This window comes from Sphingobium bisphenolivorans, from assembly GCF_000412635.1.
Classification (GTDB): Bacteria; Pseudomonadota; Alphaproteobacteria; order Sphingomonadales; family Sphingomonadaceae; genus Sphingobium; species Sphingobium bisphenolivorans.
The window spans coordinates 1-17,825 of record NZ_ASTG01000015.1; the positions used below are offsets into that span (position 1 = coordinate 1).

17 protein-coding genes, 1 tRNA gene and 1 pseudogene are annotated in these 17,825 nt (G+C 64.8%); 3 read left to right on the forward strand and 16 right to left on the reverse strand.

Translation table 11 applies throughout. From position 1 onward, the window contains the following. Positions 1 to 60: 60 nt before the first annotated feature. Positions 61 to 957: a phytoene/squalene synthase family protein gene (locus L858_RS0111600; RefSeq protein WP_028056052.1), complete on the forward strand. Its 897-nt coding sequence runs from the start codon at positions 61 to 63 to the stop codon at positions 955 to 957. A gap of 105 nt (positions 958 to 1,062) precedes the next feature. Here L858_RS0111600 and L858_RS0111605 read toward each other — a convergent pair whose 3' ends face one another. The 15 genes and pseudogenes from L858_RS0111605 to L858_RS0111675 form a co-directional block, all read right to left on the reverse strand. Next, positions 1,063 to 2,406: an ammonium transporter gene (locus L858_RS0111605; protein ID WP_022683319.1), complete on the reverse strand. Its 1,344-nt coding sequence runs from the start codon at positions 2,404 to 2,406 to the stop codon at positions 1,063 to 1,065. A gap of 11 nt (positions 2,407 to 2,417) precedes the next feature. Then, positions 2,418 to 2,756 carry a P-II family nitrogen regulator gene (locus L858_RS0111610; RefSeq protein WP_013847864.1) on the reverse strand — a complete coding sequence of 113 codons (339 nt, stop codon included), beginning with the start codon at positions 2,754 to 2,756 and terminating at the stop codon, positions 2,418 to 2,420. Between the two features lie 261 nt (positions 2,757 to 3,017). Then, complete coding sequence (locus L858_RS0111615; RefSeq protein ID WP_022683320.1) at positions 3,018 to 3,593, reverse strand: DUF924 family protein; 576 nt, start codon at positions 3,591 to 3,593, stop codon at positions 3,018 to 3,020. A gap of 54 nt (positions 3,594 to 3,647) precedes the next feature. Beyond that, complete coding sequence (gene tldD, locus L858_RS0111620) at positions 3,648 to 5,090, reverse strand: metalloprotease TldD (protein WP_022683321.1); 1,443 nt, start codon at positions 5,088 to 5,090, stop codon at positions 3,648 to 3,650. A gap of 174 nt (positions 5,091 to 5,264) precedes the next feature. Beyond that, the gene (locus L858_RS0111625; protein WP_022683322.1) at positions 5,265 to 5,492 is read right to left on the reverse strand and encodes a zinc-finger domain-containing protein; all 228 of its coding nucleotides are present in this window, start codon (positions 5,490 to 5,492) and stop codon (positions 5,265 to 5,267) included. 57 nt (positions 5,493 to 5,549) lie between these two features. Next, positions 5,550 to 5,625: transfer RNA gene (locus L858_RS0111630), tRNA-Val, on the reverse strand. Positions 5,626 to 5,803: 178 nt separating this feature from the next. Then, positions 5,804 to 6,163: a response regulator gene (locus L858_RS0111635; protein WP_022683323.1), complete on the reverse strand. Its 360-nt coding sequence runs from the start codon at positions 6,161 to 6,163 to the stop codon at positions 5,804 to 5,806. A gap of 6 nt (positions 6,164 to 6,169) precedes the next feature. Next, positions 6,170 to 7,174, reverse strand: a complete 1,005-nt coding sequence (locus L858_RS0111640; protein WP_022683324.1) for an HWE histidine kinase domain-containing protein — start codon at positions 7,172 to 7,174, stop codon at positions 6,170 to 6,172. Between the two features lie 116 nt (positions 7,175 to 7,290). Then, a complete protein-coding gene (locus tag L858_RS0111645) occupies positions 7,291 to 8,295 on the reverse strand; it encodes a MarR family transcriptional regulator (protein WP_051132626.1) in 1,005 nt (334 codons plus the stop codon). Between the two features lie 235 nt (positions 8,296 to 8,530). Beyond that, positions 8,531 to 9,396: pseudogene (locus L858_RS19955) on the reverse strand (D-amino-acid transaminase). A gap of 64 nt (positions 9,397 to 9,460) precedes the next feature. After that, the gene (gene rpoN, locus L858_RS0111655) at positions 9,461 to 10,978 is read right to left on the reverse strand and encodes an RNA polymerase factor sigma-54 (protein ID WP_022683326.1); all 1,518 of its coding nucleotides are present in this window, start codon (positions 10,976 to 10,978) and stop codon (positions 9,461 to 9,463) included. Between the two features lie 48 nt (positions 10,979 to 11,026). Continuing rightward, entirely contained in the window at positions 11,027 to 11,812 is a 786-nt protein-coding gene (gene lptB, locus L858_RS0111660) for an LPS export ABC transporter ATP-binding protein (RefSeq protein ID WP_028056055.1), read from the reverse strand. 203 nt (positions 11,813 to 12,015) lie between these two features. Further along, positions 12,016 to 12,825 (reverse strand): enoyl-ACP reductase FabI, encoded by an 810-nt coding sequence (gene fabI / locus L858_RS0111665; RefSeq protein WP_022683328.1) that lies wholly within the window; start codon positions 12,823 to 12,825, stop codon positions 12,016 to 12,018. Beyond that, positions 12,825 to 13,790, reverse strand: a complete 966-nt coding sequence (locus L858_RS0111670) for a YihY/virulence factor BrkB family protein (protein ID WP_022683329.1) — start codon at positions 13,788 to 13,790, stop codon at positions 12,825 to 12,827. The genes fabI and L858_RS0111670 overlap by 1 nt, the downstream gene beginning before the upstream one ends. A 15-nt stretch (positions 13,791 to 13,805) precedes the next feature. Beyond that, entirely contained in the window at positions 13,806 to 14,738 is a 933-nt protein-coding gene (locus L858_RS0111675; RefSeq protein ID WP_022683330.1) for a DnaJ C-terminal domain-containing protein, read from the reverse strand. Positions 14,739 to 14,866: 128 nt separating this feature from the next. Here L858_RS0111675 and pdxH point away from each other — a divergent pair, with 128 nt between their 5' ends. Both pdxH and L858_RS0111685 read left to right on the forward strand, forming a co-directional pair. Continuing rightward, positions 14,867 to 15,445, forward strand: coding sequence for a pyridoxamine 5'-phosphate oxidase (gene pdxH / locus L858_RS0111680; protein WP_022683331.1), 579 nt, complete (start codon positions 14,867 to 14,869; stop codon positions 15,443 to 15,445). 147 nt (positions 15,446 to 15,592) lie between these two features. After that, positions 15,593 to 16,924 carry a dicarboxylate/amino acid:cation symporter gene (locus tag L858_RS0111685; RefSeq protein WP_022683332.1) on the forward strand — a complete coding sequence of 444 codons (1,332 nt, stop codon included), beginning with the start codon at positions 15,593 to 15,595 and terminating at the stop codon, positions 16,922 to 16,924. Position 16,925: 1 nt separating this feature from the next. On the opposite strand, the gene L858_RS0111690 is transcribed toward L858_RS0111685, so the two are convergent. Further along, a complete protein-coding gene (locus tag L858_RS0111690) occupies positions 16,926 to 17,810 on the reverse strand; it encodes a bestrophin family protein (protein WP_022683333.1) in 885 nt (294 codons plus the stop codon). Between the last annotated feature and the right edge of the window lie 15 nt (positions 17,811 to 17,825).

Below are 17,825 nucleotides of genomic sequence, written 5' to 3' on the forward strand. Positions count from 1 at the left end.
CCCGCAAGGGGGAGGGGCGTTGTTGATCGCACCGCCCTAGTCCAACACGCCCGTGAGAGCATCGCGCGGGGATCAAAATCCTTTGCCCTCGCCTCCCGATTGTTCGACCCCAAGACCCGGGAGCGGGCATGGCTGCTCTATGCCTGGTGCCGCAAGTGCGATGATATCGCGGACGGGCAGGACCATGGCGGCACGTTGCGGGGCGTTGCCGACGGTCAGGCGCGGCTGTCGATTATCCGGGCGCTGACGGACGCGGCGCTGCAGGGCGAGCCGACCGGCGACCCCGCCTTCGACGGCTTTGGCCTGGTGATGCGCGAATGTGCTATCCCAGAGCGCTATGCCCATGACCTGATCGAGGGCTTCGCGCTCGACGCCCGCGAGTGGCGGCCGCGTAGCGAAGCCGACATGCTGCGCTATTGCTATCATGTCGCGGGGGCGGTCGGCTGCATGATGGCGGTGCTGATGGGTGTCGACCCGTCTGATCAGGCGACGCTCGACCGCGCATGCGACCTCGGGCTTGCCTTCCAGCTCGCCAATATAGCGCGCGACATCAGCGAGGATGAGGCGGCCGACCGCTGCTACCTGCCCGAGGAATGGCTGGTCGAGATGGATATTCCGCCCGGCGAGCATATGAAGCCGTGGGTGCGGCCACGCCTTGCGCTGCTGGCGCGCCGGTTGGCCGACATGGCGGCGGACTATGAGCAGAGCGCGCGCCATGGCACCGGCGCGCTGCCGGCGCGTGCCGCCTGGGCAGTGCTGGCGGCAGCGGGCATCTATGGCGATATCGCGCGAGAGGTGGCGCGGCGCGGCGAACATGCCTGGGATCATCGGGTGGTGACATCGAAGGCGGGGAAGCTTGGCTGGGTGCTGCGCGCGGGGCTGCAGGTCCCGGGTTGCGCCCGGCGCTGGCCTGCCGCGACACCGCGCCCCGACCATCTCTGGCGCCGCTCCGCCTGAACGAAAAAAAGGGCCGATACTTTCGTACCGGCCCCAGGGTTGTTCGCAGGAGGAACAAGGTGAGGCGGGCGGGCCTTATTGGGTGGCCCGCCCGCCCTGCCAATCTCATGGGTTGTAGGCGCGCTCGCCATGCTCGCCGAGGTCGAGGCCTTCCAGTTCGACTTCGCGGCTGACGCGGAGGCCGGTGACCGCCTTGGCGATGAAGATGGCGATAGCGGTGCCGATCGAGGCCCAGACGATGGTCGTGAGCACCGCTTCGATCTGGACGATCAGCTTGGCGCCCATGTCATAGTCCGCAGCGCCCGGGCCGCCCAGCGAGGGCGAGTAGACGATGGCGGTGCCGATCGCGCCGATCATGCCGCCGATACCGTGGATGCCGAAGGCGTCGAGCGAGTCGTCGTAGCCGAGCTTCGGCTTCATGACGGTGACGGTATAGAAGCAGACGACCGAAGCGACAGCGCCCAGGACGATCGCGCCGAAGGGACCCGAATTGCCCGCTGCCGGGGTGACCGCGACCAGGCCGGCGATGATGCCCGAGCAGAAGCCCAGGGCCGAACCCTTATGGCCGTTGATGCGCTCCGCGAGCATCCAGAACAGGCCGCCCGCAGCCGTTGCGACGAAGGTGTTGATCATGGCGAGAGCCGCCGAACCATTGGCCTCCAGCGCCGAGCCGGCGTTGAAACCGAACCAGCCGACCCACAGCAGGCCGGTGCCGACGCCGGTCAGCGTCAGGCTGTGCGGCGGCATCGGTTCGCGGGGGAAGCCCAGGCGCTTGCCGAGGATGAGGCAGGCGACCAGCGCGGACACGCCAGCGTTGATGTGAACCACGGTGCCGCCCGCGAAGTCGAGCGCGCCGGCCTTGAAGAACAGGCCGCTCGCCGCCCACACCATGTGCGCGATCGGGAAGTAGACGATGGTCAGCCAGACGGCTGCGAACACCATGACGGCCGAGAATTTGATACGCTCGACCACGGAACCCAGCACCAGCGCTATGGTGATCGCGGCGAAAGTCATCTGGAAGCAGATGAACACATATTCGGGGATCTCGACCCCAGCGGTAAAGGTCGCCGCCTGCGACGCCGGTGTGACGCCCTTCAGGAAGGCCTTGTCGAAGGTAGCGATGAAATTGCTGAGGCCGTTCGTATGATCAGGACCGAAAGCCAACGAATAGCCGTACATCACCCAGATCAGCATCGCGAGACATGCGACCGCGCCGACCTGCGTCATGAGCGAGAGCATGTTCTTGGTACGGACCAGACCGCCGTAGAACAGGGCGAGGCCGGGCAGGATCATCAGGAAGACGAGGACGGTGGAGGTCATCATCCAGGCGGTATCGCCCTTGTCGACCGTGGCCGCGGGCGCCGCCGCCTGTGCCCAGGCGGGCATCGCGGCGAACAGCGAGAGGCCGAGCCCGCCCGCGACGCCGCATAGTTTCTTGGAAAAGGTCATCAATTCCCCCCTTACAGTGCGGTTTCGCCGGTTTCGCCGGTACGGATGCGCACCGCCTGCTCGACATCGAGGACGAAGATCTTGCCATCTCCAATGGCGCCGGAATTGGCCGCTGCCTGCGTCGCCTCCACGACGCGCGGCGCGAGGTCGTCGTCGCAGACCACCTCGATCTTGATCTTCGGAACCATGTTGGTCGAATATTCGGCCCCGCGATAGATTTCGGTCTGCCCCTTCTGGCGGCCGAAGCCCTTAACCTCGCTCACCGTCATGCCGGCGATGCCGAGCGAGGAAAGTGCCTCGCGGACATCGTCAAGCTTGAACGGCTTGATGATAGCCATGACAAGTTTCATGTCGCCCCCTGTAACTGGTGTGCAGCCAAGTACCAGCAAGAGGCGTGCCAAAAGGTGAAAAGGCGTGTTTTCTCAGCTTTTTTGGAAGGCCGGTTTCAGAAGCCGCCGAATTTTTGGGCAGCCGAACCCTGCTGCCTAAAAAATGGGCAGAGGCCTGGAACTTATCCTGCTCCCGCGAAGGCGCTCGAACGGGACTACTGGCTCATGAGAGGCTGGATCAAATAGCCGAACTGGGTTCCTGCCTTCGCAGAAGCGCGTGTCCTACCAGTCTCCGCCTTGTTCGACGGCCTGTTGCTCCTCGGGCAGCGTCTTGCGCCCCAAAGCCGCATTCCGGTGCGGGAACCGGCCGAACCGCTCGATAATGGCTGAATGCTGCCGCGCGAAGTCGAGGGAGCGGTCATCGCCCGCACCTTCGAACAGGCTCAGCGACAGTCTCTGGTCGTCCATATCCTCGCTATGCTGGAACGGCATGTAGAAGAAGAGCCGGCCCGCGCCGCCGATCTGGATGTCATAGCCCTGCGCGATGGCGCCGCGCGCGACATCGCGGGCCAACCCGTCGGTGGCGAAGGCCTGCGCCGATCCGCGGAACATGTTGCGGGGTAGTTGGTCGAACAGCAGGACCGCTGCCAGCGCATCATCGGCACGGACGAGAAAATCGGTCGCGGCGACATGGCGCTTCTCTTCCCACAGCGCGGCAAAGCGATCCGCGCATTGGCGGTCCAGCGCAACGCCGCCGTTCCACCAGCGCTCCTCGCCCACCTGATTGAACCAGAAGTCGAGCAGGGCCGCGGCCCAATCGGCCGTCACCGCATCATGGCTGTCGGTCAGCATGTTCATGAGGGATCAAAGATGGAGCGGCGCTCCGGTTCCTCGACCCACGGCGTCGGCGGCTCAGGTCGCCGTGCCGCCCACTGTCAGCCCCTCCATCAGCAGGGTAGGCTGGCCCACGCCGGCGGGCACGCTCTGCCCGCCCTTGCCGCACATGCCGACGCCCTCGTCCAGAGCCCAGTCATTGCCGATGCCGATCACCTTGGTGAGCGCGGTCGGCCCATCGCCGATCAGCGTCGCGCCCTTGATCGGCTCGCCCAGCTTGCCATTCTCGACCTTGTAGGCCTCGGTGCAGGAGAAGACGAACTTGCCCGACACAATATCGACCTGACCGCCGCCAAAGCTCTTGGCGAAGATGCCCGACTTCATGCGGGAGAGGAGTTCGGCCGGGTCGTCCTGCCCGCCCTTGATGAAAGTGTTGGTCATGCGTGGCATCGGCGCATGGGCATAGCTTTCGCGGCGGCCGTTGCCGGTGGGCTCGACGCCCATCAGCCGGGCGTTCAGCCGGTCCTGCATATAGCCCTTGAGAATGCCGTCCTCGATCAGCACATTCTCGCGGGTCGGCGTGCCCTCGTCATCGATCGAGAGCGAACCGCGACGGTTCATGATCGATCCGTCATCCACCACTGTGACGCCGGGCGCGGCCACCCGCTCGCCCAGCCGGCCGGAGAAGGCGCTGGTGCCCTTGCGGTTGAAGTCGCCCTCCAGCCCGTGGCCGATCGCCTCATGCACCAGCACACCGGGCCAGCCGGGGCCGAGCAGCACGGTCATCTCGCCCGCAGGCGCGGCGACGGAGCGCAGATTGACCTGCGCCTGGGCGAGCGCCTCGTCGATGGCGCGGCTCCAGATCGCGGGGTCCATCACCTGATCGTAGAGATAGCGGCCGCCGATGCCGAAGCCGCCGGATTCGCGACGGCCATTCTCCTCCAGAATGAGGGAGACGTTGAGCCGCACCAGCGGGCGGATGTCGCTCGCGGTGAAGCCGTCGGCGCGGACGATCTCCACCACCGACCAGCTGCCCGAGAGGCTGACCGACACCTGCGCCACGCGCGGATCGCGGGCGCGGGCGGCGGCATCGATCGCGGCGCAGAGCGTCACCTTCTCGGCGAAGGGCACGATCTCCAGCGGATTGGCGTCGGTGTAGAGGTGGCGGTTGGTGTGCTGCGGCGGCGGAGCGGGCGCGCCCTTCGCGGGATCGAGCAGCGTCAGCGTCTCCGCCGCCCGGCGGATCGCCGCCTCGCTGATGTCGTTCGCATGGGCAAAGCCGGTCATCTCCCCCGACACGCCGCGCAGGCCGAAGCCCGCATCGGTCGAATAGTCGGCGGTCTTCAGCCGGCCGTCATCGAAGCCGAAACTCTCGCTCGCCCGATATTGCAGGTAGAGTTCGCCATCGTCGCAGCTTTTGAGCGCGTCGGCGGTGAGGCGGCGAGCGCCGTCCGGATCAAGCAGACCCGCACGATAGAGAAGGCCGCGGGCATCGGTGAACTGAGAGGCGATTTCGGTCATACCGCCCGATATAGGAGCGGTCGCCGTCAAGCCCAATGAAAATCACGATTGCCGCTTATTCGCCGACGTCGGTCGTTCCCGTAGGGGGGCGGACCCTCCCAGCTTACAGCCGTAAGCACGCGCGGGCGATGGACCCCACCTGCGCGGCGATGACAGGCGCCGGGCTAGCGCTGCTTAAATGCTGGCGCTGGAGGGGATGTCGGGCAAGCCGGCGACTTCTGGCGTGTCGGCCGGCCCGCCGATCAGCACGAAGCGGCGATCGCAATAGCCGCAATCGACATAGCCGTGCTCGTCAATTTCCAGGAAGACGCGCGGATGGCCGAGGGCTGCGGGGATGTCGCCGGAGCCATCGCAGGCAACGCGGGGCTTGGTGACTCGAAGGATTTCGGGCGGCTGGATCATGACCGCCGATTAGCAGCGGCGGCGCGGCGCCGCAATATGGTGGTACAGCAGGAAGGATGGTGGGCGATGACGGGCTCGAACCGCCGACATTCTCGGTGTAAACGAGACGCTCTACCAACTGAGCTAATCGCCCCCGTGGGGATTTCTCGGCGCTTCTAGGCTTATTCGGCTGCTGGTCAAGGGCACATTTGCGGAACGGATCGGAGAGAGAAAAGCAAAAGGACCTGTGAGTCCCGAGCTGTTCCCGAAGTCTATCCGGAGGACGGAGGTGCCTTACAAATGTCGGTGAAGAGCCACAGGTGGCCGCGCCACTAGAAGCCGAGCAGTTGATCCAGCGCAGCCAACAACCGGCGCTCGTTCGTCGGCTTTCCGGCGTTTGGGACGCCCGCTAAGACGTCGCCGCCATATTGTTCGGGACAGGCATAGGCGGTCGCCACAGCGAACGGAATGCTGTTCGCCTTCAGTGCCACGGCCACCGGGGTTACGAGTTCCCTGCCAAGATTGACGTCGAGAAGGGCGACCAACGGCAATTCGACCTCTAGCAGAGCCAGCGCCCCTCTGACGGTCGCCACCGGGCCAATGACCCGCCATCCGTGTCGTTCAAGTAGAAGCTGGAGGTCCATCGCTATGAGATATTCATCTTCAACGATCAGGACCGTCTTCTGCATCATTCGCTGTCAGTCTTCGGGAGAGGCACTCCCCAGCGGAATGACGATCTCGGCGTTAAAACCGTCGATGGCAAAATCCAGTTCCACCTGCCCGTGCAGGTTGTAGGCCGCCGCCGATTGGATGAGGCGGGTTCCATAGCCGCTCGCCGCTGGGCTGGCCACTGGAGGGCCGCCGCTTTCGGTCCACTTGATCCGTAGCGTCTTGCCGCCTTCCTCCACCAGCCAACTGACACGCACCTGGCCGGTCGGCACCGACAGCGCGCCGTACTTCACAGCGTTTGTCGCTATCTCATGCATGATAAGGCCCAGCGACATGATGATGTGCGGAGCCAGCACCACAGGTTCGCCGGGCTGGATAAGGACGGCATGGGGATTTGCGGAATAGGGCGCCAATATGCTACCGAGCAGTTCCGCGAGGCCACTCTCTTCTTGCTCGGCGAAGGCGAGGTTCTCGGCCTCGATCAAGGCAGCAAGCCGCCCTAGAAAAGCGTCACGATATTCCTCAGCCGTTCGGCCTTCTGCAGTTGTGTGACTGGCCAACGATTGTATCACGCCGAACAGGTTTTTCATGCGGTGGCGGAGTTCGCCAAAGAGCAGGTCCTTGGCGACGTCGCGCCGACGCTGATCAGTTGCGTCCATGATGGACACCAACATGGAACGGCTGCCCCCATCCGGCTGGTGTAAGGTGCGCGCGGTCAGCAGCATGGTTCTTCTGCCGAGGGCGGGAAAATCGTGCTGGACCTCGTAATTGATGATCGCGGTCGCCTTCGGGATCACCTCCTCAAGCAGGTGGCGTAGCTCCGGAATATCCCACTGGCCATTGCCCAGCTCGTAAATGGGCTGGCCGATTGTCTCATAGCTGCTGACGCCGAAGGTTTTGAAAAACGAGCGGCTGGCAGCTTGAACGCAGAGACTAGCGTCCAGTACCAGTAGCGGTTCGGCTACCGTATCCACGATGCCCTGCGCCTGAGCGTGGTTGGTGCGAAGAAGGCGATAGAGATCGTCGGTGTTCATAGAGGATGTGTCGCACCGAAATGTGGATCAGACAATATCGATGGGGGCAATCGCCCGACATCCTCGGTGGCCGCAAATCTACGGCAATCGGGCCGCTGGTCAAGCGGGACATGGCTTCAGGCGCAGCGGAAACGGCGGCTGGCGACGAACCACTGGCTGATCGCGTCCACCGCCCGGTCGGCAAGCGCAATGAATACGCGGCGACCGTCATGCGGATCGGCCTGCCGATCGACAAAGCCCCGCTCCGTCAGGGTGCGGATCCAGCGCAGCGCCGTCGTCGGCGGCACGGCCGACGCGATGCACAGGCTGGACACGGACACGCGCTCATGCTCCAGCCGGGCGGCGAACAGGTCGAGCAGCATGTCCCAGGCCGGATCTGCGAACAGGTCTGAGGGCATATACTCCTCCCGAAGCCGCCGGGCGCGCAACAGGTCGCGCACCTGAGCCGCCTGGATCGGCGCGGTATCGGCGGACTTTTTCGCGCTGCCGATCGGCTCCAGCGCGGGCATGCCGATATAGTCGCTCGGCTGGTCGGAGATGCGCGGGCCAAGATCGAAGGAGGGCGTCGCCTGTCGAGGGCGCAGGGTCAGCGCTTCGAGCGTGCGGGCAAGGCGGCTCACCTCCTCGCTCAATTGCTGCAGCCGCACGCCATCGCCATCGCGATTGGCTTCATGAAGCGTGTGCGAAGGCGCGTAGCTGGCGGCCGCCAGGAGCGCGGCGGCAAGGTCGGCATGATCAGGCGAGCACAGCAGCTGCGTCCGTTCGCTGCGGAGACAGGCATAAGCGAGGTCCAGCGTGTCGATCCCCGCGACCGTCACCACCGGCATTTCATTCTGAAGCGCCATGGTTTCAAGCTGAACCAGCAGCCGCTCCAGCATCGCGGTGCGGGCCGGGCAGAAGAGCAGGACGATGTCGCAGCCCACCTGCGCATCCAGCCGGGCGCAAGCATGGTCCAGCGGTACCGCTCCCAGAAGCCGCAGGCCCGCCGCTTCGCTCAATGCGCGCACCTCCTCGGCACACATATCATCGGCCAGGATCAGCAGCCCCTGCCGGTCATCCCTCGCCCCCAGCGGCACGTCGAAAGATGAGCCCAGACCTGGCTGAAAATGATCCATTTCCATGAAACTCCCCTGACGCTGTTCCGCCCAGCTTAGCGGATTATGACCGCAGCGCAGCCCAACCATCCTCCAAAATGAAGGAGAATGCACCGGAAGCGTCTTTTTACTGACGCTGGAGAAGCCAACGAAAGCGCCTTGCCGTACAGGAACAGCCAAAATGGAGGCAGCATCGGTCGCAAATGGCGCAAGCGGGACGGCGCGCCTGCTTCATCCGAAATGGATGAAGTTTTGCGTATATTCAGACCGCCGTGCGCCGCGCGAAGTCGATGTAGAGGGTGCGCAGCCGCATCGCCACCGGGCCGGGCGTGCCGTCGTCCACCGTCTGCCCATCGATGCGGACGACCGATTGGCAGAGAGTGGAGGCGCTGGTGATGAAGGCTTCCCTTGCGGCGAGTGCCTCCGCGACGGTGAAGGCACGGCGGATGACCGACAGGCCGCTTTCCTCAGCCAGCGCGGTCAGCGCCGCACCCGTGCAGCCGGCAAGCACCGCCTGCGAATAGGCGCGGGTGACGATGCCTTCGTCGGTGACGATGAAGGCGGTGGAGGACGCGCCCTCGGTCACGAAGCCGTCCTCGACCATCCAGGCCTCCTGCGCGCCAGCGTCGGCAGCAGCCCGCTTGGCGAGCGCCTGGGCGAGCAGGCCCACGCTCTTGATGTCGCGCCGCGCCCAGCGCAGGTCGGGCATGGTCGCGACCGCGATCCCGCTGTGGACGGCGGGCGCATCGAGGAAGGACTTGACCTGCGCGAACAGAAACAGCGTCGGCTCAATGCCGGGCGAAGGGATGAAGTCGCGCGTCTCGTCGGCGCCGCGCGTCAGTTGCAGATAGATCAGCCCCTCCGACAGATCGTTGCGGGCGATCAGTTGCTTCTGGACCGCCTCGACGTCTTGAAGCGGCAGCGGCAGGCGGATGCCGATCTCGCCATGCCGATCTCGCCCGCCGATCGTTCCAGCCGCGCCAGATGGGACGCGCTGTCGACCAGCTTGCCGTCAATCACCGCCGCCACCTCGTATACGCCGTCCGCGAACAGGAAACCCCGGTCGAGCGGCGAAATGCGGGCCTCGGCCAAGGGCAGATAGCTTCCGTTCAAATAGGCGGTGGACATGCGGGGGAAATCCCTGGGAGAAGAAGGAGCGTGCCCCCTGCTGTTGCGCGCAGGGTGGCCGCCGTCAAGCGGCCTTGCCGCGCAGCGCCTGTTGCCGCCGCCTCTGGACCGACGAGCCGATGCCCAGCGATTCGCGATATTTGGCGACGGTGCGGCGGGCGATGTCCATGCCTTTGCCGCGCAGCATGTCGACCAGCGTGTCGTCGGACAGGATGGCGTCGGGCGTCTCGGCCGCGATCAGCGCCTTGATGTGGCTCTTGACCGCCTCGGCCGATATCGCCCCTTCCCCGCCGGCCACAGCGACGCCGCTGGTGAAGAAATATTTGAGCTCGTAAAGCCCGCGCGGGCAGGACAGATATTTGTTCGAAGTAACGCGGCTGACCGTCGATTCATGCATCCCGATCGCGTCGGCGACCGCCTTGAGCGTCAGCGGCTTCAGATGCTCGACGCCCTTGCGGAAGAACTCTTCCTGGCAGCGGACGATCTCGGTCGCGACCTTGATGATGGTCTTCTGCCGCTGGTCGAGCGCCTTCACCAGCCAGTTGGCGCTGGCGAGGCAATCGGCCAGCCACGCCTTGGAAGCCTTGTTCTGAGGCCCGGTAGCCAGCTCGACATAATAGCTGTGGTTGATCAGCACGCGCGGAAGGGTGGCGGCATTGACCTCGATCGACCAGCCGTCGCGCGTGGGCCGCACGAACAGGTCGGGCGTGACCGGGGCGGCGGTATCGGTCGAATAGCGCAAGCCGGGCTTCGGGTCATAGGCGCGCAACTCGCGGATCATGTCGGCGAAGTCTTCCTCATCGACGCCGCAAATCCGGCGCAGCTGCGGCAGCGCGCCCCTGGCGAGCAGGTCCAGATTGGCGAGCATCTTCGCCATGCAGGGGTCGTAGCGGTCCGCCTCCTTCGCCTGAAGGGTGAGGCATTCGGCGAGCGAACGGGCCCCCACCCCGGTCGGATCGAAGCTCTGGATCAAGCCCAGCACCCGTTCGACCGACTGGAGCGCCACGCCCATGCCATGCGCGGTTTCGAGCAGGTTCGCCTCCAGATAGCCCGCCTCGTCGATCTGGCCGATCAGTTGCGTCGCGACGGTCAGGTCCATGCCCGACAGGCTGCTGCGCGCCTGATCCATCAGATGTTCCTGAAGCCCCTGTTGCGGATTGGCGAAGCTGTCGAAATCGGGCGCCTCGCCGCTGCCCTCGCGCAGTATATCGAGGCTGCCAGCGCCTGAAGCGGCGGCGGCAACGCGGTCGGCGGGGCCATCATCGATGAAAGTTTCGGCAGCGAAATCAACGTCGAGCGGGGAGTCGGCTGCGCCCAACCCTTGGCTGATCAGATGATCGGCATCGCCGATTTCCGCAGGGAGCGCGGGCGCCTCGATCTCGCGGTCTATCCCGTCGGCGGGCGGATTGCGGTCTTCACCGGCAGGCGCGGATTCGAGCAGCGGGTTCTTCTCCAGCTCGCTTGCGACGAACGCCTCGATCTCCAGATTGCTCAGCGCCAGCAGCTTGATCGCTTGCTGAAGCTGCGGCGTCATCACCAGCGACTGGCTCTGCCGCAGGTCGAGGCGGGGCGCGAGCGCCATCAGCCGCTTCCCCTGCCGTCCGATGGGGGGAGAGGCGCGCCCGTCATGCTAGAGCGAGAAATTCTCGCCCAGATAGAGGCGGCGCACATCGGCATTGGCCACCAGTTCGGTCGGGCTGCCCGCGAACAGCACCTGCCCGTCATAGATGATGCAGGCGCGGTCGACGATTTCCAGCGTCTCGCGGACATTATGGTCGGTGATGAGGACGCCGATGCCGCGGGTCTTGAGTTGCTTTACCAGGTCGCGGATGTCGGCGATGGACAGCGGATCGATGCCGGCGAAGGGCTCGTCCAGCAACACGATGGAGGGGTTGGCGGCAAGCGCGCGGGCGATCTCGCAGCGGCGGCGCTCACCGCCCGACAGCGCCATGGCGGATGAATCGCGCAGCCGCGTGAGCCCGAACTCGTCCAGCAGCTGCTCCAGCCGCGCCGTACGCGCAGCCTTGTCCGGTTCCGCCAGTTCGAGCACCGCGCTAATATTCTGCGCCACCGTCAGGCCCCGGAAGATGGAAGTTTCCTGCGGCAGATAGCCGAGGCCCAAAATAGACCGGCGATACATGGGCAGGCCGGTGATATCCTGCCCGTCGAGGACGATGCGCCCCTGATCCGGCCGCACCAGCCCCATTACCGAATAGAAGCAGGTCGTCTTGCCCGCGCCATTGGGGCCGAGCAGGCCGACGACCTCACCCTTGCCGACGGTGAGCGACACGTCGGTCAGGACGGCGCGCTTATCATAGCTTTTGGCGATGGAGATGACGGAAAGGCCATCGCCTACTTCCTGGGGAGGAAGCGGTGAAGCTGGCGCAAACCGGTCCTGCATCATCACATCGTCCATAACGCGTCCTTGCTGCCACATGGTTGAAACCGGTCGATCAGGCATTCCCGGCGGCAATTGGCAAGCTTTGTGCATGGGATCGCCGCCGGGGCAAGGAGAAAATAATTTCCCCTGCCCCATAGCCGGGATTTGCCGGGACATCGGGATGCCGCAGTCAGCTTTCAATGGCCTCAGCGGCAGGCCGTCAACCCGCCGCGACCGGATCAGCCGCGATCGAGTGCGATGTCGGGTGCGTCCTCCGCCTTCATGCCGATGACATTGTAGCCCGCATCGACATGGTGCACTTCCCCCGTCACGCCCGAGGCAAGATCGGACAGGAGATAGAGGCCGGCCCCGCCCACATCCTCGATCGTCACGTTGCGACGGAGCGGGCTGTTGAACTCGTTCCACTTCATGATGTAGCGGAAATCGCCGATGCCGCTCGCCGCCAGCGTCTTGATCGGCCCGGCGGAAATGGCGTTCACGCGAATGTTTTCGGGACCAAGGTCCATGGCGAGATATTTGACGGAGGTTTCAAGCGCCGCCTTCGCCACGCCCATAACGTTGTAGTGCGGGATGACCTTTTCCGCGCCATAATAGCTCAGCGTCAGCAGGCTGCCGCCTTCCGCCATCAGTGCGCGGGCGCGCTTGGCGACGGCGACGAAGCTGTAGGCGGAGATGTTCATCGTCATGAGGAAGTTTTCGAGGCTGGTATCGACATATTTGCCGCGCAGCTCGTTCTTGTCGGAATAGCCGATGGCGTGAACGACGAAGTCGAGCTTGCCCCAGCGGCCCTTGATCTCGTCAAAGGCGGCGTCGAGCTTGTCCATGTCGGACACGTCGCAATCGATCAGCAGGTCGGAGCCCAGCTCCGCCGCCAGCGGCCGCACGCGCTTGGCGAGAGCCTCGCCCTGGTAGGAGAAGGCCAGCTCCGCCCCCTGTGCATGCAGCGCCTTCGAAATGCCCCAGGCCAACGACTTGTCGTTCGCGAGGCCCATGATCAGACCGCGTTTTCCCGCCATCAAGCCTGTCATTATGTCGTCCCGTTCCCTTTATCGACAGGCGCTGCCGCCTTGACTTCCTCTTCCGGGAATTCCGCCAGCGCCGCATTCAGTTCCGCGCCAATTACCACGCCAAGGCCAACGAGAAAGAAAAAAATGAGTGCAATCATGACGCCAGCCAGACTGCCATAGGTCATGGAATAGCCGCCGAGCAGCGAAAGCGTCGGCGGAAGCAGCATGGTGACGGCATACCACCAGAGCGCCGTCGCCAGCGCGCCCGGCCATTTGGGGAAGCGCGGGTCGCGATACAGGCTGGGGGTCAGGGAGACAAAGAGGTAGTAGAGCGCGACGCACAGGATCGCCATCGGCGCCAGTCGGGTCAGCGCGACGATCTGGATCGCCTGATCCGCGAAGGGCAGGATCTGATGCAGGAACTGGTCGATACCGGTGATGGCGACCTGAAGCGAGAAGGCGAACATTACGGCGAAGACGCTGATCAGGGTGATGCCGATCGAGGTCAGCCGATAATGGATGAAGGAGCGCGTGCTTTTCGTGCCATAGGCCCGCCGCAGAATGTCGCGGATCGTCTCGATCAGGCTACCGACCGTCCACAGGCCGACAAGCCCGCCGAACCAGAGCAGCGGCCCGGTGCGGGCGGTCAGCACGTCGATGATCGGCTTCTTGATGACGTCGGCGACGCCGGGCGGCACCGTCTGCAAGAAGGCGCTGACCGCCGCCAGCCCGTCCTGCGAGCGGCCGAAGATGCTCGCCACCGCCGCCGCGACGATGAAGAAGGGGAAGAGCGTCATAAGCGACAGATAGGCGAGGTTCCCAGCATGGATGAAGCCGTCGCTATAGGTGCCGATCAGGACGCGCTTGGCGATCTCGAACGGATAGGTGCCGGGCCTTACCTTGTCGATCTCCCGATCGAACCGGTCACGGACGCGCCCCGTGATGCGGTGGCGGCGGCTCTCCGGGGTGTAGGGCGAATGCGGCATCCTGCCCTAAACCACTCAGACGCCCAGATGGGTCCGCACGGCGCGCCTGTCCTGCCAGTTCTCGACCAGCGATTGCAGCGTCGGGTCATCGGCGGGAATGTCGATCATGAGCGTGACGAGTTGGTCGCCGCGCTGGCCGCTCTTCCCCGTGAAGCCCTTGCCGCGCAGCCGCAGCGTTTTGCCAGACGTGGCGCCAGCCGGAACGCCGAGCATCACCGGACCGTCGACGGTCGGCACCTTCACCTTGCCGCCCTTCACCGCCTCATCGAGCGTGATGGGGAGGTTGAGCAGCACATTGTCGCCGTCCCGCTCGAAGAAAGCGTGCGGTTTCACCTCGATCGTGACGATGGCGTCGCCCGCGCCGGCCGGCCCCGCCTGTCCCTTGCCGGAAAGGCGCATCTGCGTGCCCGTCTCGACGCCGGCAGGCAGTTTGAGGTCGATGGTCTTGCCGTCCTGCAAGGTAATGCGCTGCGGCGCCAGTGTCGCTGCGTCGACGAACTGCACCGCGAGGCGGTAGGTGACGTTCGCCCCCTTTTGCGGCGGGGCGTTGCGGCCAAAACCGCCAAAGCCGCCCCCGCCGCGCCGGCCAGCACCGCCGCCGCTGAACAGCCCTTCGAAAATATCGCCGAAATCCGCGCCTTCCTGGAATTCGAAGCCGCCGCCCTGACCCGGCCGCCCACGAAAGCCGCCGCCCGCGCCGCCGCCAAAGCCGAAGGGCGCAGCCGGATTGCCGTCTGCGTCGATCTCCCCCCGGTCGAAGCGCGCCCGCTTGTCCTTGTCGGACAGCAGGTCATAGGCACTGGTGACGGCCGAGAATTTCTCGGAAGCCTTGGGATTATCCTTGTTCCGGTCGGGATGCAGTTCCTTGGCAAGCTTGCGATAGGCCGACTTGATCTCTGCCTCGCTCGCGCCGCGCGCGATGCCCAGGGTGGAGTAGGGGTCCGCCATTGCTGGTGATTCATCCTTCTTGAGAAACAATTGAACGCTTTGGTCCCTATGTGGCGAAAGCGGGCGTTTCGTTCAAGCGCGGGGCAGCCTGTATCGACATGAGCCCGGCGCGCGCCTAGATCAGGGGCATGACCACCAATCCCTTCGCCCTGTTCGACAGCTGGTATGCGCAAGCGCGCGACAGCGAGATCAACGACAGCAACGCCATGGCGCTGGCGACGGCGGACGAGCGCGGCCGTCCCTCCCTTCGGATGGTGCTGCTGAAGGGCCATGGGCCGGACGGTTTCATCTTCTACACCAATTTCGAAGGGCGCAAGGCGGGCGAGTTGCTCGTCAATCCTCATGCGGCGCTGCTGTTCCACTGGAAGTCGCTGCGCCGCCAGGTTCGGATTGAGGGACCGGTGGAAGTTGTCGACGACGCCAAGGCCGACGCCTATTTCGCGACCCGCAGCCGTGACAGCCAGTTGGGCGCCTGGGCGTCGGATCAGTCGCGGCCGCTCGAATCGCGGCAGGTCTTCATGGCGCGCTATGAGGAAGCGCAGCTGCGCTTCGCGGGCGGGCCGGTGCCGCGCCCGCCCCATTGGTCGGGCTTTCGCGTCCGACCCGAGCGGATCGAGTTCTGGCAGGACCGCGAACATCGGCTGCACGAACGGCGCCTGTTCGAGCGCACCGATACTGGCTGGAGCGAAGGGCTGCTCTATCCGTAACCGGCCTTCCCCGGCCAGAGCAGGCGCGGAAACAGCCTTCCTTGTTCGTCTAACCCCTCGCGACCAATTCTACCCCCGATTGCAGGTGGTTCGGCCGCCTGTTACGACGTGGCGGTCCGTTGGGCAGGCGCGGAATAAGGGAATAAGATGCGAAATCGACTGACGGCGTTCATCCTGATCGGCATGCTGCTGGGGGCGGTGGTGGGCTTCGCCACCAATATGTGGGTGGCCGGCGACAAGGTGCTGGCGAAGGACATCGCCGGCCATTTCCACCTGCTGGCCGACATTTTCCTGCACCTTATCAAGATGATCATCGCGCCGTTGGTCTTCTCCACGCTGGTCGCCGGGATCGCGCATATGGGCGACAGCGCGGCGCTGGGCCGGATCGGCGGGCGGGCGCTCGCTTGGTTCATCATCGCCAGCCTCATCTCGCTGACGCTGGGCCTCATCTTCGTCAATTTCTTCGCGCCGGGCGAGGGACTGAACTTGGTCCGATCGGGCGCGGAATCCGGCGTCAACACCGAAGGGCTGAACTTCCGCGACTTCATCCTGCACGTTTTCCCCACCTCCATGGTCGGGGCGATGGCGGAAAATTCGATCCTGCAGATCGTCGTCTTCTCGCTGTTCGTCGGCGTCGCGCTGACCGCCATCGGCGAGAAGGGCAAGCCCATCGTCACCGTTATCGAGGCGATGGTGGAGCTGATGCTGCAGGTCACCGGCTATGTCATGCGCGTGGCACCGCTGGCGGTGTTCGGAGCGCTGGCGTCGGCCATCACGACCGAGGGGCTGGGCGTGCTCAAGACCTTCGGCGAGCTGGTGGGCGAATTCTACCTGTCGCTGTTCGCCCTTTGGGTGCTGCTGTGCTGCGCGGGCGCGGTGTTCCTCGGTCGGCGGATGATAAGGCTGCTCCGCTATGTGCGCGAGCCGCTGCTGATCGCCTTCTCGACCGCCTCATCGGAAGCCGCCTACCCCAAGATGCTGGAGCAGCTCGACCGCTTCGGCGTGCCGCGCCGCATCTACAGCTTCGTGCTGCCGCTCGGCTATTCGTTCAATCTCGACGGGTCGATGATGTATTCGACCTTTGCGACCATCTTCATCGCGCAGGCTTATGGCATCGACCTGCCGATCGCCACGCAGATCACCATATTGCTCGTACTGATGGTCACCAGCAAAGGCATCGCCGCCGTCCCGCGCGCCTCGCTGGTCGTGGTGGCCGCCACGCTCGGCCAGTTCGACCTGCCGGTGGAGGGGGTCGCCTTCGTGCTGGCGGTCGATCATTTCATGGACATGGGCCGCACCGCCACCAATGTGCTGGGCAATGCCATCGCCACCTCCGTCATCACCAAGTGGGAGGGGATGCTGGAGGTAGAGGAACCGGACTATGTGCCCCATCCCAAGGCACCGGCTCAGACGGCCGCCCACGGGCGCGCGGGGCTGGCGCTGGCGCCTGACATGGTCGAGGACGAACGGCAGGGCTGATCTACCAGAGAACGCCCCGTTCGGGCGTCCGCGGTTCGGGCGCTGCGTCGCCGATCGATTGCGAAAGGTCGATCTCGATCGTGCGGCACATGGCCGAAAGCGGGACGTCGTGCACCGAATTGGCGAAAGGATCGACAAGATCGTCGCCGATGCGCAGCACCGCCAGGAACATGAGCCCGGCGATCGTCGAACCAAGCGGCGTAGCGAAGCCCAGCGTTTCCACCAGGCCGATCGGCAGCAGCACGCAGAACAGATGCGTGAAGAAGGTCGGCAGAAAGCGATACTGGACCGGCAGCGGCGTATTCTTCAGCCGTTCCATGCCGCCCTGCGCATTGGCCATATCGACCAGCACCGCCTCCATCTGCGTCTGCTGGATGGTGTCGATCCAGCCCTGCCGCCGGGCAAGGTCAATCCGCCGCCCGGTACTGTCGAGCAGGCCGTTGGCCGGATTGGCGCGTGCCAGCGCCAGCCCCTTGTCGCGCTCCTCTAGATGATCCGTGACCGAGGCATCGATCGGCTGTCGCCGCAACTGAAGGCGCAGCGCGTTCACATAAGCAATCTGACGCTTCACGATCTCCCGCTTTAGATCGCGCGCTTCCGGGTCGGGCAGGAAGTTGCGGGTGGAACGCGCCAGGCTGCGCGAGGCGTTGATCATGGCGCCCCACAGGATCCGCCCTTCCCACCAGCGCTGGTAGGAGGAGTTGCTGCGAAAGCCGAGGAACAGGGCCAACGCCGAGCCGAACAGCGTCAGCGGCAGCTGCGGCGCGGTAAAGGGAAGCAGATAATAGGTTATGGTGACAGCGCAGTCCCACATGAACAGAAGCGCGAGCGGTTTCCACACTTCACTGGCCAGCCGGTGCAGGCTGGGTACGGCATTGACGATCATGCATGTCTCCGGACG